This window comes from Duffyella sp. Ts4 (assembly GCF_051851875.1).
GTDB classification, from domain to species: domain Bacteria; phylum Pseudomonadota; class Gammaproteobacteria; order Enterobacterales; family Enterobacteriaceae; genus Duffyella; species Duffyella gerundensis.
Genome location: NZ_JBLYPN010000001.1, coordinates 465,728 through 488,377, shown reverse-complemented (window position 1 = coordinate 488,377; position 22,650 = coordinate 465,728). Strand labels below are relative to the sequence as shown.

Below are 22,650 nucleotides of genomic sequence, written 5' to 3'. Positions count from 1 at the left end.
AGCTAAAAACGGTCAAAAATTGACCTATTCAAAAGCTATGCTGATGGTTCAGGTAAAGAATTTGCCTTAAAAGTGTGACGCAGATCACACTTTATCTAAAATTTCGCAAAATATTCGTTGTATGTAGAAATTAGAGCAGCTAGAGTTGCGTTGTTTTTAGGAATAGTCTTAAAAAGATGTAAGAGAACGTCACGGAAGAGGACGAAGATTCAAAGAAAGATTGGCCTGGAGTTATGACTAATTACTGCATCAGCACCCCGTTGGGATGCGAACAGATAACAGTGCATGTTTGGTTCTATACCTAATAACGTTTTGCCATCTTTAGATTTACCAACCAACAAACTCAAGCGCGGGATAGTGCCGCGAACGTTAAAAGTCGTGTCAGTCAGGATGGAAAGCAAAATGGGTACATCTGAATTACTCAAGCATATTTACGACATCAACTTGTCTTATTTACTGTTAGCGCAACGTTTAATTAATCAGGAAAAAGCGTCCGCAATGTTTCGCCTGGGTATTGATGAAGCCATGGCTGACACGCTGGCAAAGCTGACCCTGCCAGATATGGTGAAATTAGCTGAAACCAATCAGCTGGTGTGCCAGTTCCGCTTTAACGATCACAACCTGATCAACCGCCTGACGCAAGAATCGCGCGTGGATGACTTACAGCAGATCCATACCGGCATCCTGCTCTCCAGCCGTTTACTGCGTGAAGCCTCAGGAAAAGTAACCGAATTACCAAAGAAAAAGGCGGCATTATGAGCGACAAAAGTATCGTTCAGGAAGCCCGTGATATTCAGCTGGCGATGGAACTTATTACCTTGGGCGCACGCCTGCAGATGTTAGAGAGCGAAACGCAGCTCAGCCGTGGTCGTTTGATCAAGCTGTATAAAGAACTGCGTGGCAGCCCACCGCCAAAAGGCATGCTGCCTTTCTCTACCGACTGGTTTATGACCTGGGAACAGAATATTCACGCGACGATCTTCAGTAACGCCTGGCAGTTCCTGTTGAAAACCGGCCTGTGCACCGGCGTGGACGCGGTGATTAAAGCGTACCGTCTTTACCTTGAACAGTGTCCGCAATCAGACGAAGGCCCACTGCTGGCGCTGACGCGTGCATGGACCCTGGTGCGATTTGTTGAAAGCGGCATGCTGGAGTTATCTGACTGTAAATCATGCCGTGGAAGCTTTATTAATCATGCGCATCAGCCAGTCGGCAGCTTCTGCTGCAGCCTGTGCCAGCCGCCATCTCGTGCGGTAAAAAGACGTAAACTTTCGGTAGAATCTGCCGATAACATTTCACAACTGCTGGATGAACAGGTTAAACACGCCGTTTAAGTTTGTTCGCTACGTGAGATGCATCCAGCAGCGGTTTTTGACCGCTGCTTTTTTTTGCTCCGCGTTCAGAAACGACACCTTCGGCTCTCTGGCTTAACTTCCACCAACACGTTACAGACGTAAGGATTTATTGTGCTGGTTATCTTGGGCTACATCGTGGTACTGGGCTCAGTACTGGGCGGATACATGATGGTCGGTGGCCATCTTGGCGCGCTCTATCAACCTTCGGAACTGATCATCATCGGCGGTGCCGGATTAGGTGCTTTTCTGGTTGGCAACAACGGTAAAGCGATCAAAGCCACGGGCAAAGCGTTACCGCTGCTGTTCCGCGGTTCAAAATATAACAAGTCTGTGTATATGGACCTGATGGCGCTGCTGTATCGCATCATGGCTAAATCGCGTCAGCAAGGCATGCTGTCGCTGGAACGCGATATCGAAAATCCAAAAGAGAGTGAAATTTTCGCTAATTACCCACGCATTCTGGCCGATAACCGGCTGGTGGATTTTATTAACGACTATTTGCGTCTGATGGTGAGCGGCAACATGAACGCCTTTGAGATTGAGGCGCTGATGGATGAAGAGATCGAAACCTACGAACACGAGTGTGATGTGCCAGCACAGAGCATTGGGCAGATCGGTGACGGCCTGCCGGCGTTTGGTATCGTGGCGGCGGTAATGGGCGTGGTACACGCGCTGGCATCGGCGGACCGTCCGGCCGCCGAGCTGGGTGCGTTGATTGCCCACGCCATGGTAGGAACCTTCCTCGGTATCCTGCTGGCATACGGCTTTATTTCGCCGCTGGCGAACGTGCTGCGGCAGAAATGTGCGGAAACCACCAAGATGATGCAGTGCATCAAGGTGACGCTGCTGTCGAGTCTGAACGGCTATGCACCGCAGATCGCCGTGGAATTTGGCCGTAAAACGCTCTATTCCACCGACCGTCCGTCGTTCACTGAACTGGAAGAACACGTACGTAATGCCAAGTCACCGGCTAAAACGGAATAACCGCTGATGAAACACGATAATCACCCGATCGTGCTGGTCAAACGGCGCAAACATAAAAAACATGAGGGCAGTCACGGCTCATGGAAAATCGCTTACGCCGACTTTATGACCGCCATGATGGCTTTCTTTTTGGTGATGTGGCTAATTTCGATCTCTAACCCTCAGCAATTGGTGCAAATTGCCGATTACTTTAAGACGCCGCTGAAAGTGGCGGTAACCGGTGGCCAGCGCAGCAGTGACAGCTCCAGCCCCATTCCAGGCGGCGGTGACGATCCCACGCAAAAGCAGGGTGAAGTGAACAAGCAGCCGAAGATTGATATGGAGGCGCAAAAGCGCAACCTGGACGATATTCGCCTTAACCGGTTACGGGAGAAGCTCGATCAGCTGATCGAAGCGGATCCGCGACTGAAGGCGCTGCGTCCGCACCTGATCATCAACATGGTGGAGCAGGGGCTGCGTATTCAGATTATTGATAGCCAGAATCGACCCATGTTTAAAACCGGCAGCGCGGATGTGGAACCTTATATGCGCGATATCCTGCGGGCCATTGCACCGATTTTGAATGATATACCGAACAAAATCAGTATCGCTGGCCATACAGATGACATTCAGTATGCCAGCGGACAGCGCGGTTACAGCAACTGGGAGCTTTCTACCGATCGTGCCAACGCCTCACGGCGGGAACTGGTTATCGGTGGCCTGGCCTTTGACAAGATGCTGCGCGTGGTGGGCATGTCCGACACCATGAAGCTGAAAAATCGCGGCGGGGATGATGCCGTGAACCGGCGTATGAGCCTGCTGGTGTTGAACCATGACACTGAGGCCGCGATTGAAAAAGAGAATACCGAAAGTGATGCCACGGCGGTCAATGACGTCGCCAGCATTGAACAAATTACTGCGCCAGCAGTGCCTGCTCCCGTAGCGGCACCTGCCAACGCGACGCAATAACAAGACCGCTCCTCACAGCAGAGGTGATCCCGTGAGTATGGACATCAGCGATTTTTACCAGACGTTTTTTGACGAGGCAGACGAGCTGCTGGCCGATATGGAGCAGCACCTGCTGGGTCTCGACCCGCAGGAGCCAGACTCCGAGCAGCTCAATGCCATTTTCCGTGCCGCCCACTCCATTAAAGGCGGTGCGGGAACCTTTGGTTTCCGTGTACTACAGGAAACTACCCACATTCTGGAAAACATTCTGGATGGTGCTCGTCGCGGCGAAATGCAGCTCAGCACCGACATCATCAACCTGTTTTTGGAAACCAAAGATATTATGCAGGAACAGCTCGATGCCTATAAAACCGGGCAGGAACCGAACGAGGAAAGCTTCAAATATATCTGCGAAGCTTTACGTCAGCTGGCGCTGGAAGCCAAAGGCGAAGCGGTAGCACCTGCTGCTGCCGCGCCTGTCGCTGCCGCCGCGGTTGCCAGCAATGGCCTGCGTGTGAAACTCACCGACCTGAAAGCCGGTGAAGTGAAGCTGATGCGTGAAGAACTGGGTAACCTCGGCACGCTGAGCGACGTAGTGGAAGGGGAGAACACCCTCGAAGCTAACATCGATTCCGTCGGCAAAGATGACATCGTGGCAGTGCTCTGCTTCGTCATTGAAGAGACGCAAATTCACTTCCCGGATGCAGCCGCGCCTGCCGCTGAAGCTGCACCGGCTGCAGCCGCGCCAGCCGCTGCGCCTGCGCTGGCCAGCGTCACTGAGATTGCACCCCCGGCGAAACGCGAAGCGAAACGCGTTGCTGCACCGGCAAAAACCAGCGAATCAAGCAGTATTCGCGTGGCGGTAGAGAAGGTCGATCAGCTGATCAACCTGGTTGGCGAGCTGGTGATTACCCAGTCGATGCTGGCACAGCGTTCCGGCGAACTGGATCCGGTGGCGCACGGCGACCTGCTGAACAGCATGGGCCAGCTTGAGCGTAACGCCCGCGATCTGCAGGAATCGGTGATGTCGATTCGTATGATGCCGATGGAATATGTTTTCAGCCGCTTCCCGCGTCTGGTACGCGACCTGGCCAGCAAGCTGGGTAAAGAAGTGGAACTGACCCTGTTGGGCAGCTCGACTGAACTCGATAAGAGCCTGATTGAACGCATTATCGATCCGTTAACGCACCTGGTACGTAACAGTCTCGACCACGGGATTGAATCGCCGGAAAAACGCCTGGAAAACGGCAAAGATGCGGTGGGTAACCTGACGCTGTCTGCGGAACATCAGGGCGGCAATATTTGTATCGAAGTGGTTGACGACGGTGCCGGTCTGAACCGCGAACGTATTTTGGCCAAAGCGCTCTCTTCCGGCCTGCCGGTTAGCGAGAGCATGAGCGACGAAGAAGTCGGCATGCTGATCTTCGCCCCAGGCTTCTCCACCGCTGAGCAGGTCACCGACGTCTCGGGACGCGGTGTCGGTATGGACGTGGTGAAACGTAATATTCAGGAGATGGGCGGTCACGTCGAAATCTCCTCGAAGCAGGGCAAAGGCACCACTATTCGTATTCTGCTGCCGCTGACGCTCGCTATTCTCGATGGCATGTCGGTGCGCGTGGCGAATGAAGTGTTTATTCTGCCGCTGAACGCCGTTATGGAGTCGTTGCAGCCGCTGGCGGATGACCTAAAGCCGCTGGCCGGTGGCGAGCGCGTGCTGGAAGTGCGTGGCGAATATCTGCCGCTGGTTGAGCTGTGGAACGTCTTCGACGTCAAAGAGGCGAAAACGGAAGCGACACAGGGCATCGTGGTGATCCTGCAGAGCGTCGGTAAGCGCTATGCGTTGTTAGTAGACCAGTTAATTGGTCAGCATCAGGTGGTGGTGAAAAACCTTGAAAGTAACTACCGCAAAGTGCCGGGCATTTCCGCTGGCACCATCCTTGGCGATGGCAGTGTTGCGCTGATTGTTGATGTCTCCGCACTGCAAACTTTGAACCGTGAGAAGCGTGTGGCCGGCGCCGCAGCGTAACCGAAACCAAAAAGGGTAAAAAAATGAGTGGAATGGCAACCGTTACGAAACTGGCTGGCGAAACCGTAGGCCAGGAGTTTCTGGTATTCACCTTAGGTGATGAAGAGTATGGCATCGACATCCTGAAGGTGCAGGAGATTCGCGGTTACGATCAGGTAACGCGTATCGCTAACACCCCGTCGTTTATCAAAGGCGTGACCAACCTGCGCGGCGTGATTGTGCCGATCATCGATCTGCGTCTGAAGTTTGAGCAGCCCGATGTCGAATACAATGACAACACCGTGGTAATTGTGCTGAATCTGGTACAGCGCGTGGTGGGTATCGTAGTGGATGGCGTCTCTGACGTGCTGTCGCTGACCCAGGATCAGATCCGTCCGGCGCCAGAATTTGCGGTGACGATGTCTACCGAATACATGACCGGCCTTGGCGCGCTCGGCGAACGTATGCTGATTCTGGTGGATATCGAGAAGCTGCTTAACAGCGATGAGATGGAACTGGTCGATACGCTGCGTAGCGCGTAATCCTGCCTGACAGCCCGCGGCGAGACCGATCGCCCGGGCTGTTTTTTTCGCCAGCACAGGCTGCGCGGTCACTGAATCCCATGCTGCCTCGCTCACGCCTGTCACGATTCAGCTAAATCCTGATGTTGTGCTGTTTTATTGCGTTAATTGCCCGTTTTTTCGCCATTTCTGACCACTGTTCGCTAAACTCGCGCCGCCGTTCGCCGATAACCTACCTGTTGTTTTCTTTTTACTATTTCCCGTTTTCAATTAATCACCAAGGGTAAACATGTTTAAGCGAATTAAAGTCGTGACCAGCCTGGTCGCGGTACTGTGCCTGTTTGGCATTATTCAGCTGTTCTCTGGCTGGCTGAGCGTTCAGGCGCTGCAAAACGATAAAAATAGCTTCGCCGTCTCGCAGATAGCCACCGATAACGTGACCTCAATGACCGACGCGTGGATTGCGCTGAACCAGACGCGCATCCAGCTCAACCGCGGCATGCTGCGCATGCAGAGCGATATGGCGTCGAAGATTAACGGCGGCCAGCTGGACGGCATCATCGCGCAGACTCAGCAACTGCTGGACGAAGCGCAAAAGCACTACAATGTTTACTACAATCTGCCCGCCACGCCAGGTTTTGATGTCCGCGTACGTGACAAGCTGGAAGCCAGCTATGCTACCTACGATGACGCGCTGAAAGCGATGTTGAAACAGATGCAGGCCAACGATCTGCAGGGCATGTTCAAGCTCAACATCGAGCAGAAGCAGAGCGATATGCAGGCGGCCTATACCGAATGGCGTGAAGCGCAGGCGGCGATTTCAGCCGAAGGCGAAGCGAAAAACCATGCGGCCTTTACCCAGATGATGTGGGTGATTGGTTTGGTGCTGGCGGTGGTGCTGGCGGTGATTCTGGCCAGCTGGTTTGGCCTGCGCAGCGTGCTGATCCAGCCGCTGAACGCCATCATCGGCAACATCCGCGCCATCGCTGCGGGCGACCTGACTCAGCCGATCGTGGTGGAAGGGCGCAACGAAATGAGCCAGCTGGCATCCAGCCTGCAGCACATGCAGCAGGAACTGGTCCGCACGGTCAGCGATGTGCGTACCGGTTCAGATGCCATCTTTACCGGCGCCAGCGAAATCTCCGCCGGTAACAACGATCTCTCAGCCCGCACCGAGCAGCAGGCGGCCTCGCTGGAGGAAACCGCGGCCAGCATGGAGCAGCTCACCGCCACGGTGAAGCAGAACGCCGAGAACGCCCGTCAGGCGTCGCAGCTGGCGCTCAGCGCCTCGGAAACCGCCGAGAAGGGCGGCAGTGTGGTGGCGGGCGTGGTGAAAACCATGAACGAAATTGCCGGCAGCTCGAAAAAGATTGCTGACATCATCAGCGTGATCGACGGCATCGCTTTCCAGACCAACATTCTCGCGCTCAACGCGGCGGTGGAAGCGGCGCGTGCCGGTGAGCAGGGCCGTGGCTTTGCGGTGGTGGCAGGCGAAGTCCGAAACCTGGCGCAGCGCAGCGCCCAGGCGGCAAAAGAGATCAAATCGCTGATTCAGGATTCGGTCAGCCGCGTCGACAGCGGTTCCAACCAAGTCAGCGTCGCGGGTGCAACCATGAATGACATCGTCAATGCGGTGACCCGCGTTACCGATATCATGGGCGAAATCGCCTCGGCGTCAGACGAGCAGAGCCGCGGTATTGACCAGATTGGCCAGGCGGTAACCGAGATGGATCGCGTGACGCAGCAGAACGCCTCGCTGGTGGAAGAGTCCGCTACGGCGGCGGCGTCGCTGGAAGAGCAGGCGAGTCGTCTCAGCCAGGCGGTGTCGGTGTTCCGCATCAGCGGCAGCGTGCGCGCCAGCCAGCCGGCCAGCCGTGTGACACCGCAGCCGGTACTGCGTGCTGCGGCCAGCGCGCCAGCTGGCAACAGCAACTGGGAAACCTTCTAAAACATACCGGGCGGCGTCTGACGCCGCCCTGATGCGCGCCTGCACAATGGGCGCCGCAGCAAACACACCGGGTCGGACTGACCCACGCGCCGGTAATACGGATTCAGGCAGCGCACAAAATACCTAATCGCTATGGCGCTCGCGCCGATAACGCCCTCGTCAGTATTTTTCCAGTTTCAGGGATAACCATGTTTAAAAGAATCAAAGTCGTGACCAGCCTGGTCGCGGTGCTCTGCCTGTTCGGTATTATTCAGCTCTCCTCCAGCTGGCTCAGTTTTCGGGCGTTGGAAAATGACAAAGCGAGCTTTGCCGTTTCACAGCTGGCGACCGGAAACGTCACCTCAATGACCGACGCGTGGATTGCGCTGAACCAGACGCGCATTCAGCTTAACCGCGGCATGCTGCGTATGCAGAGCAGCGCGGTGGCAAACATGAACGGCGGTAATCTTGACAGCGTGATTGCCAAAACGCAGCAGCTGCTGGCGGATGCCGAGGCGCACTACAAGATCTATTACAACCTGCCGGAGCTGCCGAATTTCGATACCCGCATTACCGACGAGCTGGAAAGCCGTTACGGCAGCTATAACGCAGCGCTGAAGATGATGCTGCAACTGATGCAGGCCAACGATCTGCAGGGCATGCTGAAACTCAACATTGAGCAGAAGCAGGGCGAGATGCAGAAAGCCTATACCGAATGGCGTGAAGCGCAGGCATCAATGGCGGCGAAAGGCGAAGCGAAGAATCATGCGGCCTTTGTGCAGATGATGTGGGTGATTGGCCTGGTGTTGGCGATCGTCTTTGCGGTGATTCTGGCCAGCTGGTTTGGCCTGCGCAGCGTGCTGATTCTGCCGCTGAACGCAATTATCGGCAACATCCGCGCCATTGCGGCGGGCGATCTGACCCAGCCGATTGCGGTAGAAGGGCGCAACGAAATGAGCCAGCTGGCGTCGAGCCTGCAGCATATGCAGCAGGAGCTGGTCCGCACGGTCAGCGATGTGCGCACCGGTTCAGATGCCATCTTTACCGGTGCCAGCGAAATCTCCGCCGGTAACAACGATCTCTCAGCGCGCACTGAGCAGCAGGCGGCCTCGCTGGAAGAGACCGCGGCCAGCATGGAGCAGCTCACCGCCACGGTGAAGCAGAACGCCGAGAACGCCCGTCAGGCATCACAGCTGGCGCTCAGCGCCTCAGCCACCGCCGAGAAAGGCGGCAACGTGGTGGCGGGCGTGGTGAAAACCATGAACGATATCGCCGGCAGCTCGAAAAAGATCGCCGACATCATCAGCGTGATTGACGGCATCGCTTTCCAGACCAATATTCTGGCGCTGAACGCCGCGGTGGAAGCAGCGCGCGCCGGTGAGCAGGGCCGTGGCTTTGCGGTGGTGGCGGGCGAAGTACGTAGCCTGGCGCAGCGCAGCGCCCAGGCGGCAAAAGAGATCAAATCGCTGATTGAGGATTCGGTCAGCCGGGTGGACAGCGGATCGGCGCAGGTCAGTGTCGCCGGTGACACCATGAATGACATCGTTAGCGCGGTGACCCGTGTCACCGACATCATGGGTGAAATCGCCTCGGCGTCGGACGAGCAGAGTCGCGGTATCGACCAGGTGGGTCAGGCGGTGACTGAGATGGACCGGGTGACGCAGCAGAACGCCTCGCTGGTGCAGGAGTCTGCCGCGGCGGCCTCATCGCTGGAGGCGCAGGCGAGCCGCCTGAGTCAGGCGGTATCGGTGTTCCGCATCAGCAACAGCGGCAGCGGACGTACCAGCCAGCCGCTGAGCCGGGTGGTGCCACAGCCGGTGCTGCGTGCCGCAGCGGGCACGCCGCCGACGGATAACTGGGAAACCTTCTGATTATCAGAACAATCATCTGTAGGCGGAGGAAACTCCGCCTTTTTTATGTCAAAAATGCGGGCTGTACAGATAAACAGCTGACATCGCTGTGCCAGCGATAAAGCCCAAACAGAATTGGTCGATAACTCAGGAACCAACAATAAAAGAGGTTTCTATGCTAAAGCGTATTCGTATCGTCACCGGCCTGCTGGGCGTGCTGGTGTTATTCGCTGTTATTCAACTTGCCATGGGCGGCATGTTTTTTCACACCGTAAAAGCGGATAAGGATAATTTTGCTTTTAGCCAACAGATGAGCAACCTGCAACGCGCAATGGGCACCTCATGGGTCTCGCTGGTGCAGGCGCGTAACACGCTGAACCGCGCCGGTATTCAACATTTGCAGGATGCAACCTCACCCGAATCCGTCGCCGCGGTAGCCAAACTGGTGACGCTGGCGAAAAGCGAACTGGAAACCGCCGATCGTTCGATGGCGGTGTTCAACGCCACGTTAAGTGATGAGGGCCGAGCGGCACCGGATGTGCAGGCGCTGCTGAACGATTACAAAGCCTATCGTCAGGCGCTTGATGAGCTGACGGTGTTTTTTACCACCAACCAGTTTCAGGCGTTTATCGATCAGCCTACCCAGGGATTTCAGGATCGCATGGGTGCCTCTTATGCCAACTGGCAGAAGGTGATCAATCAGCTGATGGCAGATGGCGTGGCGACCAATGAAAGCGCCTGGCAGCGTACCATCTGGATGCTGACCCTGGTGCTGATCGTCTCGCTGAGCGTGATGTTGCTGGTGTGGAGCGGCATGCAGAAGCTACTGGTCGCGCCGCTGAAAAGCAGCATTGCCCACATTCGCCATATTGCCGCCGGTGATTTGACGCAGAAGATTGAGGTTGAAAGCCGTAACGAAATCGGTGAACTGCTGGCCTCGCTGCAGCATATGCAGCAGGAACTGATCTCTACCGTGAGCCGGGTGCGTGATGGCTCCGATGCGATCTACACCGGTGCCAGCGAAATTGCCGCCGGTAACAACGATCTCTCAGCCCGCACCGAGCAGCAGGCGGCCTCGCTGGAGGAAACCGCGGCCAGCATGGAGCAGCTCACCGCCACGGTGAAGCAGAACGCCGAGAACGCCCGCCAGGCGTCGCAGCTGGCGCTCAGCGCCTCAGAAACCGCTGAGAAGGGTGGCAGCGTGGTGGCGGGCGTGGTGAAAACCATGAACGAAATCGCTGGCAGCTCGAAAAAGATTGCTGACATCATCAGCGTGATCGATGGCATCGCCTTCCAGACCAACATCCTCGCGCTGAACGCCGCGGTGGAAGCGGCGCGCGCCGGTGAGCAGGGCCGAGGCTTTGCGGTGGTGGCGGGCGAGGTGCGCAACCTGGCGCAGCGCAGCGCCCAGGCGGCAAAAGAGATCAAATCGCTGATTCAGGATTCGGTCAATCGCGTCGACAGCGGCTCCAACCAGGTCAGCGTCGCGGGTGCAACCATGAACGATATCGTTAATGCGGTAACCCGCGTCACCGACATCATGGGTGAAATCGCCTCGGCGTCGGACGAGCAGAGCCGCGGTATTGACCAGATTGGCATTGCGGTAACCGAGATGGATCAGGTGACGCAGCAGAACGCCTCGCTGGTACAGGAATCCGCTGCGGCGGCAGCATCGCTGGAAGATCAGGCTAGTCGACTAAAACAAGCGGTCTCTGCGTTCAATATCCGTAAAGAATTCGGCGGCCAGGCCGTTAACCAAGTTAGAGAAAGTAAGAATCCCTTAACTGTGCCGGTTTTAGCCGGTGGTAGTAAGTCCGCCGCCAATGCAAACGACAACTGGGAAACCTTCTGAATCGCAGGCCGCCCGCAAGGGCGGCACTGACAGCAGCAACAGACCGATAAAAAAAGTGACAATGTCACTTTAGGTGGTGCGCTCAGGCAGAGCCATCAGCGCAGTGAGTACCACAGAAGGCCGCGCTGATACCTGAAAGCGGTACCGGTCACTACGGCGTTAGACAGACGAAGAACTGAAGTCTGTCGGGATTGCGGCGCAAAAAGGCGCTTTAGTCTGACGCTACGCTGGCATTCGAGGAAACTGAACCCTTTTTATCTCTTTAATCCGTACTTTGCCGGGTGGCTATACATGAAAAAATCAACGTTACTGGATCAGGGTGAGAACACCACTCTGCTCTCACAGATGGTGCAGCGACTGCCGTTGTCTGATACGCATTTTCGTCGCATCAGCCAGCTGATTTACCAGCGTGCCGGTATTGTTCTGGCCGATCACAAGCGGGAGATGGTTTACAACCGCCTGGTGCGTCGTCTGCGTACGCTGAATATCGATGACTTTGGTCGTTACCTGGCGCTGCTGGAATCCGATCAGAACAGCGCCGAGTGGCAGGCGTTCATCAATGCGCTGACCACCAACCTGACGGCATTTTTTCGTGAGGCGCACCATTTTCCGATTCTGGCTGAGCATGCGAAAAAACGCGGCGGCAGCTACAGCGTCTGGAGTACGGCGGCCTCTACCGGTGAAGAGCCCTATTCTATCGCCATGACGCTGGCCGAAACGCTGGGCGGCGGACCAGGCAAGTTTCAGGTACACGCCAGTGATATCGACACCCAGGTACTGGAGAAGGCGATATCGGGCGTTTACCGTCAGGAAGAGCTGCGTACGCTGTCGCAGCCGCAGATGCAGCGCTTTTTTCTACGCGGCACCGGCCCGCACGCTGGCATGGTGCGCGCCCGGCCAGAGCTGACCAATCTGGTTAACTTTAGCCAGCTCAACCTGTTGGGCAATGAGTGGGCGGTGCCCGGCCCGTTTGATGCAATTTTTTGCCGTAACGTGATGATCTATTTCGACAAAGAAACACAAGAGAAGATCCTGCGGCGTTTTGTTCCCATGCTGAAACCAGGTGGTTTGCTGTTTGCCGGACACTCCGAAAACTTCAGCCAGATCAGCAAAGAATTTTGGCTGCGTGGCCAGACGGTTTACGGGCTGACTAAGGAAAGATAATGAGCAAAATCACCGTAATGTGTGTTGATGACTCTGCGCTGATGCGTCAGCTGATGACCGAGATCATTAACAGCCATCCGGACATGGAAATGGTGGCAACCGCGCCAGATCCTCTGGTGGCGCGGGATCTGATTAAGCAGTTCAACCCGCAGGTGCTGACGCTTGATGTTGAAATGCCGCGCATGGATGGGCTCGATTTTCTTGAAAAACTGATGCGTTTGCGGCCGATGCCGGTGGTGATGGTCTCCTCGCTGACCGGTAAAGGTTCAGAAATTACGTTGCGGGCGCTGGAGCTGGGCGCGGTGGATTTTGTCACCAAACCGGCATTGGGCATCCGCGAAGGCATGATCGCCTATAGCCAGATGATCGCCGATAAAGTACGTGCCGCGGCCCGTGCCCGTTTGCAGATGCGTGGACCGAAAGGGCCAACGGTGATGTTGAAAGCGGGACCGATGCTCAGCAGCGAGAAGCTGATAGCTATCGGCTCCTCAACCGGCGGCACCGAGGCGATTCGTCATGTGTTGCAGCCGCTGCCGGCCACCAGCCCGGCGCTGCTGATTACGCAGCACATGCCGCCTGGCTTTACCCGCTCATTTGCCGAGCGGCTGAACAAGCTGTGCCAGATCACGGTGAAAGAGGCGGAGGATGGCGAACGTATTCTGCCCGGCCACGCCTACATCGCGCCGGGTGCGATGCACATGGAGCTGGCACGCAGCGGCGCCAACTATCAGGTGAAGCTGAACGACGGCCCGCCGGTTAACCGGCACAAACCGTCAGTCGACGTACTGTTTAAGTCGGTGGCGATCCACGCGGGGCGTAACGCCGTAGGTGTGATCCTCACCGGCATGGGGAACGATGGCGCGGCGGGCATGCTGGAAATGCATCGCGCTGGCGCCTGGACCATCGCCCAGAATGAGGCGAGTTGTGTGGTATTCGGCATGCCGCGAGAAGCGATCGCTCTCGGGGGAGCCAGTGAAGTGGTGGACTTACACCAAATCAGTCAGCACATGCTGGCAAAAATTAGCGCCGGACAGGCTCTGCGTATTTAGCAGAGTCAGGCAGATAACTCAGGAGTAGATATGGCTGACAAGAATATGCGTTTTTTAGTGGTGGACGACTTCAATACGATGCGTCGTATTGTGCGTAACCTGCTAAAAGAGCTGGGCTTCAACAACGTAGAAGAAGCTGAAGATGGCGTTGATGCGCTGAACAAACTGCGCTCAGGTGGTTTCGATTTCGTGGTATCTGACTGGAACATGCCAAACATGGATGGGCTTGAGCTACTGCAAACCATTCGTGCAGACAGCGTGCTGAACAAGCTGCCGGTGCTGATGGTGACCGCGGAAGCGAAGAAAGAAAATATCATTGCTGCCGCTCAGGCAGGCGCCAGTGGCTATGTTGTTAAACCTTTTACCGCTGCAACCCTTGAAGAGAAGCTGGGCAAGATCTTCGAAAAACTGGGTATGTAAGGAGTCGTGATGAGTGAACTTCAGAAACCATCGACCGATGCGGCGTCTGCACAAGACATCATTGGCCGCATTGGTTCATTAACACGCATGCTGCGCGACAGCCTGCGTGAGTTGGGACTGGACCAGGCGATTGCTGAAGCGGCGGAAGCCATTCCTGATGCGCGTGACCGTCTTGACTACGTGGTGCAGATGACGGCGCAGGCTGCCGATCGTGCGCTAAACAGCGTGGAAGCGGCACAGCCTCATCAGGATGCGCTGGAAAACGGTGCGAAACAGCTGCAAGGCCGTTGGGATGAATGGTTTGAGAACCCTATTGAGCTGACGGATGCCCGGTCACTGGTTTCAGATACGCGTGCGTATCTTGGCGAGGTGCCCACTCATACGTCATTTACCAACTCGCAGCTGCTCGACATTATGATGGCGCAGGATTTCCAGGACCTTACCGGTCAGGTAATCAAGCGCATGATGGATGTGATTCAGGAGATCGAACGTCAGCTACTGATGGTGCTGTTGGAAAACATGCCGGAAGCGAACGCACGGCAGAAGCGTGACAACGACAGCCTGCTGAATGGCCCACAGGTCAATGCGGCAGCGCCAGGCGTTGTGGCAAACCAGGATCAGGTTGATGACCTGCTGGACAGCCTCGGATTTTGATGTTGGACCTTTGGGCGGCCGTGCTGGTCGCCCCATGATGTAACCGGGCCGATGCTCTTCGGCCTGGCCTTTTTGCTATTCCATCCCTGAAATAACCGCAATTTCGCCTCATTACTCTTGCCATCGCTTTTGCGCGACTCTGGCACTCTATTCTCACTCATTCCCCGCCTGAGAATTATCGCCGTGTCCGGAGATAGCGAAGAGGAAAAAACAGAATCCCCCACGGCTCACCGACTTGATAAAGCCCGAGAAGAAGGCCAGATACCGCGTTCGCGCGAGCTGACTTCTCTGCTGATGCTGGTGGTGGGCCTGATGATCCTCTGGGTAGGAGGTGAATCGATGGCGCGCCAGATGGCGGCGATGCTGCGGGCGGGACTGAACTTTGACCACAGTATGGTCAACGATGACAATCTGATTATTCGTCATATCGCCAACCTGCTGGGTCAGGCGATTGGCGCGCTGGTGCCGGTGTTTGCCGGGCTGGTGCTGGTGGCGATTGCCGCGCCGATGCTGCTCGGTGGCGTGGTAATCAGCGGTAAAGCGATCAAGTTTGACGTGGGTAAAATGAACCCGCTGAAAGGCTTGAAAAAAATTGTGGCCGGGCAGGCGTGGGCAGAGCTGTTCAAAGCCATCCTGAAGGCGCTTATCGTCGGCACCGTGACCTGGTTTTACCTGCGCAGCCATTGGCCGGACATGCTGCGACTGATCAGCGAATCGCCGTTTGACGCGCTGGGCCATGGCCTGAATATGATCGCCGTCTGCGGGCTGTTGATTTTGCTTGGGCTGATTCCGATGGTGGGCTTTGACGTTTTCTGGCAGCTCTACAGCTTCTTTAAAGGGCTGCGCATGACCCGCCAGGAGATTCGCGATGAACACAAAGAGCAGGATGGCGACCCGCACGTAAAAGGGCGCATCCGGCAACAGATGCGTGCAGCCTCACGGCGCCGCATGATGGCCGATGTGCCAAAGGCGGACGTCATTGTGACCAACCCGACGCACTACGCCGTGGCACTGGCCTACAACGAGAAGAAGATGAGCGCACCCAAGGTATTGGCAAAAGGCGCCGGCGATATTGCCCTGCGTATTCGTGAACTGGGCGTGGAGAATCGTATTCCGATTCTGGAAGCTCCGCCGCTGGCGCGCGCGCTCTATCGCCACAGTGAGATTGGTCAGCATATCCCCGGCACGCTGTATGGTGCGGTGGCGGAAGTGCTGGCCTGGGTCTGGCAGGTGCGACGCTGGAAGCGTGAAGGCGGCCTGATTCCGAAGAAACCAAATAACCTGCCGGTCCCGGCAGAACTCGATTTTGCTGGAGAGAAGAAAAACGATGTCTAATCTGTCCACGATGCTCCGTCTGCCGGGCAACTTTAAAGATACGCAGTGGCAGGTGCTGGCCGGGCCCATCCTGATCCTGATTATCCTGTCGATGATGGTGCTGCCGTTACCGCCGTTCATCCTCGATTTGCTGTTTACCTTCAACATTGCGCTGTCGATCATGGTGCTGTTGGTGGCGATGTTTACTCAGAAAACGCTGGAGTTCGCGGCGTTTCCTACCATTCTGCTGTTCTCAACGCTGCTGCGCCTGGCGCTGAACGTCGCCTCCACGCGTATCATCCTGATGGAAGGCCATACCGGCGGTGCCGCGGCGGGCCAGGTGGTCGAAGCCTTTGGCCACTTTCTGGTCGGCGGTAACTTCGCTATCGGTATCGTGGTGTTTATCATCCTCGTGATCATCAACTTTATGGTTATCACCAAAGGTGCGGGCCGTATCGCTGAAGTAGGCGCACGCTTTGTGCTGGACGGTATGCCCGGTAAGCAGATGGCGATCGACGCCGACCTGAACGCCGGTTTGATTGGCGAAGAAGAGGCAAAAAAACGCCGCTCCGACGTGACCCAGGAAGCGGACTTCTACGGCTCGATGGACGGTGCGAGTAAATTCGTTCGTGGCGACGCCATCGCTGGCATCATGATCATGATCATCAACGTGGTCGGCGGCCTGCTGGTGGGGGTGATTCAGCACGGCATGGACATGGGCCACGCGGCAGAAAGCTACACCCTGCTGACCATCGGTGACGGCCTGGTGGCCCAGATTCCTGCGCTGGTCATCTCCACCGCCGCGGGCGTTATCGTGACCCGCGTCGGCACCGATCAGGACGTTGGCGAGCAGATGGTGACCCAGCTGTTTGCTAACCCGCGCGTCATGATGCTGAGTGCCGGCGTGATCGGTTTACTCGGCCTGGTGCCGGGCATGCCAAACTTTGTGTTCCTGCTGTTCACCGCTGGCCTGCTCGGCCTTGCCTGGTGGCAGCGCGGTCGCCAGATGCAGGCGACGAAGACGCCTGCGCAGAGCATCAGCATTAAGCCGCAGGAGACCGCAGCATCGGTGGAAGCGTCGTGGACCGACGTCCAGCTGGAAGATTCACTGGGCATGGAAGTGGGCTACCGCCTGATTCCGATGGTTGACCATGAACAAAACGGTGAGCTGCTGGGCCGTATCCGCAGTATTCGTAAGAAATTCGCGCAGGAAGTGGGTTTCCTGCCGCCGGTAGTGCATATCCGTGACAACATGGATTTGCCACCGGCACGCTATCGCATCCTGATGAAAGGGGTGGAGATTGGCAGCGGCGACGCTTACCCAGGCCGCTGGATGGCGATTAACCCCGGCACCGCCGCCGGCACCTTGCCGGGCGAAGCCACGGTAGATCCGGCGTTTGGGCTGGCGGCGATCTGGATCGACAGCGCGCTGAAAGAGCAGGCGCAGATTCAGGGCTATACCGTGGTGGAAGCGAGTACCGTGGTTGCCACCCACCTCAACCATTTGCTGGGCCAATATTCCAGCGAGCTGTTTGGGCGTCAGGAAGCGCAGCAGCTGTTGGATCGCGTCAGCCAGGAGATGCCGAAGCTGACCGAGGATCTGATTCCTGGCGTGATCACGCTGACCACGCTGCATAAAGTGTTGCAGAACCTGCTGGTGGAACGCGTATCGATGCGTGATATGCGCACCATCATCGAAACGCTGGCGGAACATGCGCCGGTACAGAACGATCCGCAGGAGCTGACCACGGTAGTCCGCGTGGCGTTGGGCCGGGCGATCACCCAACAGTGGTTCCCGGGCAACGGCGAAGTGCAGGTGATTGGTCTTGACTCAATGCTGGAACGTCTGCTGCTGCAGGCCTTGCAGGGCGGCGGCGGGCTGGAACCGGGCCTCGCCGATCGTCTGCTGGATCAAGCGCAGGCCGCGCTGCAGCGTCAGGAAGTGCTGGGCGCTCCACCGGTGCTGCTGGTTAATCATCCGCTGCGTGCGCTGCTGTCGCGCTTCCTGCGCCGCAATCTGCCGCAGTTGGTGGTGCTCTCCAATATGGAACTGAGCGATACCCGTCAGATCCGCATGACCGCAACCATTGGAGGCAAATGATGAAACGCAGAGTGATGGCGATGTTAGCGCTGCTGCCGCTGCTGGCACAGGCCAATGATGGCGCGTGGAGCGCCTCGGCGCGCGGCCCGGCGTTAAGCAATGCTGGCGTGCAGGCCTCATCGCAGCCGCTAATTGCCAGTGAGAAAATTAATGGCACCATGACGCTGGTTTACTGGCGTTATGAGCTGAATGGTCCGGCACCCGCCGGGTTGCAGGCGCGTCTTTGTTCCAGCCAGCGCTGTGTCCCGCTGGAAGGCGCCAGCGGCACGACGCGCGGATTGACCAATGTCAGCGCCGATGAACCGTTACGTTTTATTTTCGGTGTGGAAGGGTCGGGGCAGTTGAAAAGGGTGTTGCGGGTACTCAGCGCCGACGTGATGGTCAACTATCGCGGCGCGCAGTAAAACTTCCCCGTTCCGTATAAGAAACGGGGAGGGCAGTTTTACATTCTGTCTACCGTATCAATACCCAGCGTTTGTAGGCCTTGCTTGAGCGTTTTAGCGGTGAGGCTGGCCAGCATCAGACGGCTCTGGCGCACGGTTGCCTCTTCCGCGCTGAGAATCGGGCAGTGCTCATAGAAGCTGGAGAACAGACCCGCCAAATCGTACAAATAAGCACACATCACATGCGGCGTACCGTCACGCGCAACCTGAGTAATGGTTTCTTCAAACTGCAGCAGGCGCGCTGCCAGCGCCGCTTCGCGATCGTCACTGACCCGCACGTCACTTGACAGGCTCGCTTCATCAATGCCCGCCTTGCGGAACACCGACAGCACACGCGTGTAGGCATACTGCATGTAAGGCGCAGTATTGCCATCAAACGCCAGCATGTTATCCCAGTCGAATACGTAATCGGTGGTGCGGCTTTTCGACAGATCGGCATACTTCACCGCGCCGATGCCGATCACTTCCGCCATGCGATTCGCGTCATCCTCAGCCATATCCGGGTTTTTCGATTTGATCAGCGTCAGCGCGCGCTCGTGCGCTTCGTCGAGCAGATCGGCCAGCTTGATGGTGCCGCCGCTGCGCGTCTTAAACGGACGACCATCTTTACCCAGCATCATGCCAAACATATGGTGCTCAAGCGGCACCGATTCCGGTACGTAGCCCGCTTTACGCACGATGGTCCACGCCTGCATCAGATGCTGGTGCTGACGGGAATCGATGTAATAGAGCACGCGATCGGCATGCAGCGTTTCATAGCGGTATTTCGCGCAGGCGATATCCGTGGTGGTGTAGAGGTAGCCGCCATCCTTTTTCTGGATGATGACGCCCATCGGTTCGCCCTCTTTGTTTTTATATTCATCGAGGAACACCACGGTGGCGCCTTCGCTTTCCACCGCCAGCCCTTTGGCTTTCAGGTCGGCAACGATGCCCGGCAGCATGTCGTTGTAGAGGCTTTCGCCCATCACATCGTCACGCGTCAGGGTGACATTAAGGCGATCGTAGCCGTGCTGATTCTGCGTCATGGTGACATCCACCAAACGACGCCACATTTTACGGCAATACTCATCGCCGCCCTGCAGCTTCACCACGTAGCTGCGCGCGCGCTCGGCAAAGGCGGCATCTTCGTCATAAGTGCGCTTAGCTTCGCGGTAGAACGCTTCCAGATCGGCCAGCGCAATCTCTTCGTGATGCTCTTTCTGCTGCTTTTCTAAAAAGGCGATCAACATGCCGAACTGTGTGCCCCAGTCGCCGACGTGGTTAGCGCGAATGACATGGTGGCCAAGGAATTCCAGCGTGCGCACGGCCGCATCGCCAATGATGGTGGAACGCAGGTGGCCAACGTGCATCTCTTTGGCCACGTTGGGCGCGGAGTAATCAACCACGATGGTCTGCGGCGTGACCGACGCCACGCCCAGTTTTGGCGCGGTCAGTGCGGCCGCCACCTGCTGACCCAGCCAGGCGCGCTCAAGAAAGATATTGATAAAACCTGGACCGGCAATCTCAACCTTACTGGCAATGCCCTGCAGATCAAGATGCTGCAGCACCTGCTCGGCCAGCTGACGTGGCGCCTGACCCAGTTTTTTCGCCACTGCCATGATGCCGTTAGCCTGATAGTCGCCAAACTGCGCCTTCGCCGACTGACGAACCTGCGGTTCGCAATCCGCTGGTGCGCCGACCGCGATCATTGCCTGACTGACTTTTTCGGAAAGAAGAGCCTGAATATTCACCAAGTTACCTATATGCGCTTAAGCGGTTCGTTTGAAAAAAACGCACCGGAACATCGCCTTAGCTGAACAAAGAATGTTCGCAAAGCGGAAAAAGAAGGGGAAAAGTATACGTGATTTGTTTTCAGGCGTCAGTAGCCTGCATTAAGATGGGCGGAAACATGGCGGCCACTGTTTCCGCCGTAAAAGCGGGGTGTTAACGACGACGCAAATGACGACGTGGGTTCTTAACAGTTTTATCGGCACGAATCTTCCAGTGGCGAGTAATTGCAAATCCCATCAGGGCGATGAGGACTGCCGAAACGATTAACATAGACATAAGCCATTCCTTTTATGATGGTCGTGACAAACTTAATAGAAAGCCGTCACCGCTGCAATTCATCACCAACCAAATGAGAGTTATCCCATTGAATAATTAATGACATAAAAAAACAAAGAGTTAACTGTTTTTTATAAACATACTACTGGTACTAAAGTGCAATTTTTCAGTGGAGTCTGAAAGCAAAAAGCAGACAGGAACGTGGTTTTTGGTAAAAAGCCGCAACAAATCTCATTTTCGGTTGTGATAGTAACATCTGTTTTAATCCCGTTAGTAATCATTTTTTTATCTTTAAGGAGACGTTGTGGCATCAGCTTTTCACTCTGCGTTATTGGCCGATCTGGAACAGGATATCGATCGTTTTACCGCTTCGCTGCTGGCGCTGGCCGATCGACTCGGGCTCGCTCTGGAGGGGCTGGAAGCGGACCACATTTCGCTGCGTTGTCACCAGAACACCACGGCGGAACGCTGGAAAACCGGGCTGATAAGCTGCGGTAAGATGTTTTCAGAAAATATGATCAATGGCCGCCCGATTTGTCTGTTTGCGCTTGATCGGCCGCTGCAGATTGGCCCGTTACAGATTGACGTCGTGGAACTGCCGTGGCCGGGCAACAAACGCTATCCGCACGAAGGCTGGGAGCACATTGAAATCGTGCTGCGCGGCGATCCGGAGACGGTAGCGGCTCGCGCGCTGTCGATGATGAGTGATGAGGGGCTGAGCCAGCAGGGCATCAGCGTCAAAACCAGTTCGCCACAGGGCGAAAATGAGCGTTTACCCAATCCCACGCTGGCGGTGAGCGACGGGCAAACCACCATCAAGTTCCATCCGTGGAGCCTGAAGGAGATTGTGGCCAGCGAGCAGCGCTAAGCCAGCGTCGCCAGCGCGCGCTGCATGCGCTGCAGTGCGTCTTCCAGCGTGGCGCGGGTGCAGCCGAAGTTAATGCGGATAAACGCATCGTCGCCAAAATCGCGGCCCGGCGAGAAACCCAGCCCGTGCTTTTCAAAGAACAGCGCCGGGCTGGCTACCGATAATTTCCGGGCGTTGATCCAGCCGAGGTAGGTCGCTTCCGGCGACTGCATCTGCAAGCCGGGCAGTTGATTGACTGCGTTCACCAGCCAGTCACGATTGCCGCGCAGGTAATCGAGCTGCGCATCCAGCCACGGCTGTCCGTCACGCCAGGCGGCGCAGGCGGCTACCAGCGCCAGAATATCCACCTCGGGCACGATGCCTTTGCGTGTCTGATTAAAGCGCTCACGCAGGTCAGCGTTGGGAATGATCGCCAGTGAGGCGCCGAGACCGGCGATGTTAAAGGTTTTCGACGGCGAGAGCAGGGTGATCGAGCGCTGCTCAGCGTCTTCGCTCAGGCTGGCAAAAGGGATATGTTTGAGATCGGACTCGAGGATCAGATCGCTGTGGATCTCATCGGAACAGACGATCAGATTGTGACGCCGGGCGAACGCCAGTTGCGCCTCCAGCTCGTCGCGTCGCCAGACGGTGCCGCATGGATTGTGCGGATGACAGAGCATCAGCAGCTTTTCACTGCCGTCAAGCTGCGGCGCCAAAGCATCAAGATCCATCAGCCAGCGGCCCTGTTCCAGCCGCATCTGCGCATTGCGCTGCAGACGACCGGCCAGCTTCGCAGCAAGACGGAATGGCGGATAAATGGGGGTGGGCGCAATAGTGCTCTGCTGCGCATCGGTAAAGGCGCGCACCGCCAGATTCAGGCCGCTGACCACCCCCGGTAACACCACCAGCCATTCCGGTTGCACTTGCCAGCCGTAACGCTGCTGCATGCGCTGGCAGGCAATGGCCATAAAATCGTGCGGCGTGGTGCCGTAACCAAATACGCCGTGCTGAACGCGGGCGGTTAACGCATCAATGATGCAATCCGGTGAACGAAAGTCGGTATCTGCTACCCAGAGAGGCAGCACATCGTCGCCATATTTATTCCATTTAAGGCTATCGCTGTGACGACGGTCTATACCCTGGTCAAAATTGAATGTCATGTGCGCGTTTCCCGTTAGACTTAGCTGCTGA

The 22,650-nt window shown here is 56.5% G+C and carries 20 protein-coding genes; 17 read left to right on the top strand and 3 right to left on the bottom strand.

Annotated elements, in window-relative coordinates:
- Window positions 1–402 precede the first annotated feature (402 nt).
- The 16 genes from flhD to flhE all read left to right on the top strand — a co-directional run bounded on the left by flhD (window position 403) and on the right by flhE (window position 18,527).
- Complete coding sequence (flhD, locus tag ACJY2L_RS02345) at window positions 403–759, top strand: flagellar transcriptional regulator FlhD (RefSeq protein WP_439212658.1); 357 nt, start codon at window positions 403–405, stop codon at window positions 757–759.
- Complete coding sequence (flhC, locus tag ACJY2L_RS02340; RefSeq protein ID WP_439212231.1) at window positions 756–1,334, top strand: flagellar transcriptional regulator FlhC; 579 nt, start codon at window positions 756–758, stop codon at window positions 1,332–1,334. Before flhD ends, flhC begins: the two co-directional genes overlap by 4 nt.
- A 132-nt stretch (window positions 1,335–1,466) precedes the next feature.
- Window positions 1,467–2,339: a flagellar motor stator protein MotA gene (motA, locus tag ACJY2L_RS02335; protein WP_439212230.1), complete on the top strand. Its 873-nt coding sequence runs from the start codon at window positions 1,467–1,469 to the stop codon at window positions 2,337–2,339.
- A gap of 6 nt (window positions 2,340–2,345) precedes the next feature.
- On the top strand, window positions 2,346–3,287 hold the full coding sequence (gene motB / locus ACJY2L_RS02330; protein ID WP_439212229.1) for a flagellar motor protein MotB: 942 nt from the start codon (window positions 2,346–2,348) through the stop codon (window positions 3,285–3,287).
- A gap of 37 nt (window positions 3,288–3,324) precedes the next feature.
- The gene (gene cheA, locus ACJY2L_RS02325; RefSeq protein WP_439212657.1) at window positions 3,325–5,292 is read left to right on the top strand and encodes a chemotaxis protein CheA; all 1,968 of its coding nucleotides are present in this window, start codon (window positions 3,325–3,327) and stop codon (window positions 5,290–5,292) included.
- 23 nt (window positions 5,293–5,315) lie between these two features.
- Window positions 5,316–5,813 carry a chemotaxis protein CheW gene (gene cheW, locus ACJY2L_RS02320; protein WP_439212228.1) on the top strand — a complete coding sequence of 166 codons (498 nt, stop codon included), beginning with the start codon at window positions 5,316–5,318 and terminating at the stop codon, window positions 5,811–5,813.
- 268 nt (window positions 5,814–6,081) lie between these two features.
- A complete protein-coding gene (locus ACJY2L_RS02315) occupies window positions 6,082–7,740 on the top strand; it encodes a methyl-accepting chemotaxis protein (protein WP_439212227.1) in 1,659 nt (552 codons plus the stop codon).
- A 188-nt stretch (window positions 7,741–7,928) separates the two neighbouring features.
- Window positions 7,929–9,590, top strand: a complete 1,662-nt coding sequence (locus ACJY2L_RS02310; protein WP_439212226.1) for a methyl-accepting chemotaxis protein — start codon at window positions 7,929–7,931, stop codon at window positions 9,588–9,590.
- A 154-nt stretch (window positions 9,591–9,744) separates the two neighbouring features.
- Window positions 9,745–11,421 (top strand): methyl-accepting chemotaxis protein, encoded by a 1,677-nt coding sequence (locus ACJY2L_RS02305; protein ID WP_439212225.1) that lies wholly within the window; start codon window positions 9,745–9,747, stop codon window positions 11,419–11,421.
- Between the two features lie 291 nt (window positions 11,422–11,712).
- The gene (cheR, locus tag ACJY2L_RS02300) at window positions 11,713–12,585 is read left to right on the top strand and encodes a protein-glutamate O-methyltransferase CheR (protein WP_439212224.1); all 873 of its coding nucleotides are present in this window, start codon (window positions 11,713–11,715) and stop codon (window positions 12,583–12,585) included.
- Window positions 12,585–13,634 (top strand): protein-glutamate methylesterase/protein-glutamine glutaminase, encoded by a 1,050-nt coding sequence (locus ACJY2L_RS02295; RefSeq protein WP_209501917.1) that lies wholly within the window; start codon window positions 12,585–12,587, stop codon window positions 13,632–13,634. Before cheR ends, ACJY2L_RS02295 begins: the two co-directional genes overlap by 1 nt.
- A gap of 30 nt (window positions 13,635–13,664) precedes the next feature.
- Window positions 13,665–14,054, top strand: a complete 390-nt coding sequence (cheY, locus tag ACJY2L_RS02290; RefSeq protein ID WP_439212223.1) for a chemotaxis response regulator CheY — start codon at window positions 13,665–13,667, stop codon at window positions 14,052–14,054.
- A 9-nt stretch (window positions 14,055–14,063) separates the two neighbouring features.
- Window positions 14,064–14,708, top strand: a complete 645-nt coding sequence (gene cheZ / locus ACJY2L_RS02285; RefSeq protein WP_067431497.1) for a protein phosphatase CheZ — start codon at window positions 14,064–14,066, stop codon at window positions 14,706–14,708.
- Between the two features lie 183 nt (window positions 14,709–14,891).
- Window positions 14,892–16,043, top strand: coding sequence for a flagellar biosynthesis protein FlhB (gene flhB / locus ACJY2L_RS02280; RefSeq protein WP_439212222.1), 1,152 nt, complete (start codon window positions 14,892–14,894; stop codon window positions 16,041–16,043).
- Entirely contained in the window at window positions 16,036–18,123 is a 2,088-nt protein-coding gene (gene flhA, locus ACJY2L_RS02275) for a flagellar biosynthesis protein FlhA (RefSeq protein WP_439212221.1), read from the top strand. Before flhB ends, flhA begins: the two co-directional genes overlap by 8 nt.
- On the top strand, window positions 18,123–18,527 hold the full coding sequence (gene flhE / locus ACJY2L_RS02270) for a flagellar protein FlhE (protein WP_439212656.1): 405 nt from the start codon (window positions 18,123–18,125) through the stop codon (window positions 18,525–18,527). Before flhA ends, flhE begins: the two co-directional genes overlap by 1 nt.
- Window positions 18,528–18,565: 38 nt before the next feature.
- Here flhE and argS read toward each other — a convergent pair whose 3' ends face one another.
- Both argS and ACJY2L_RS02260 read right to left on the bottom strand, forming a co-directional pair.
- Window positions 18,566–20,296, bottom strand: coding sequence for an arginine--tRNA ligase (gene argS, locus ACJY2L_RS02265; RefSeq protein WP_439212220.1), 1,731 nt, complete (start codon window positions 20,294–20,296; stop codon window positions 18,566–18,568).
- Window positions 20,297–20,489: 193 nt separating this feature from the next.
- Complete coding sequence (locus ACJY2L_RS02260; protein ID WP_262385463.1) at window positions 20,490–20,612, bottom strand: hypothetical protein; 123 nt, start codon at window positions 20,610–20,612, stop codon at window positions 20,490–20,492.
- A gap of 304 nt (window positions 20,613–20,916) precedes the next feature.
- Here ACJY2L_RS02260 and ACJY2L_RS02255 point away from each other — a divergent pair, with 304 nt between their 5' ends.
- Complete coding sequence (locus ACJY2L_RS02255) at window positions 20,917–21,480, top strand: VOC family protein (protein ID WP_439212219.1); 564 nt, start codon at window positions 20,917–20,919, stop codon at window positions 21,478–21,480.
- Here ACJY2L_RS02255 and ACJY2L_RS02250 read toward each other — a convergent pair.
- On the bottom strand, window positions 21,477–22,619 hold the full coding sequence (locus ACJY2L_RS02250) for a MalY/PatB family protein (protein WP_439212218.1): 1,143 nt from the start codon (window positions 22,617–22,619) through the stop codon (window positions 21,477–21,479). The genes ACJY2L_RS02255 and ACJY2L_RS02250 overlap by 4 nt on opposite strands.
- Window positions 22,620–22,650: the final 31 nt, after the last annotated feature.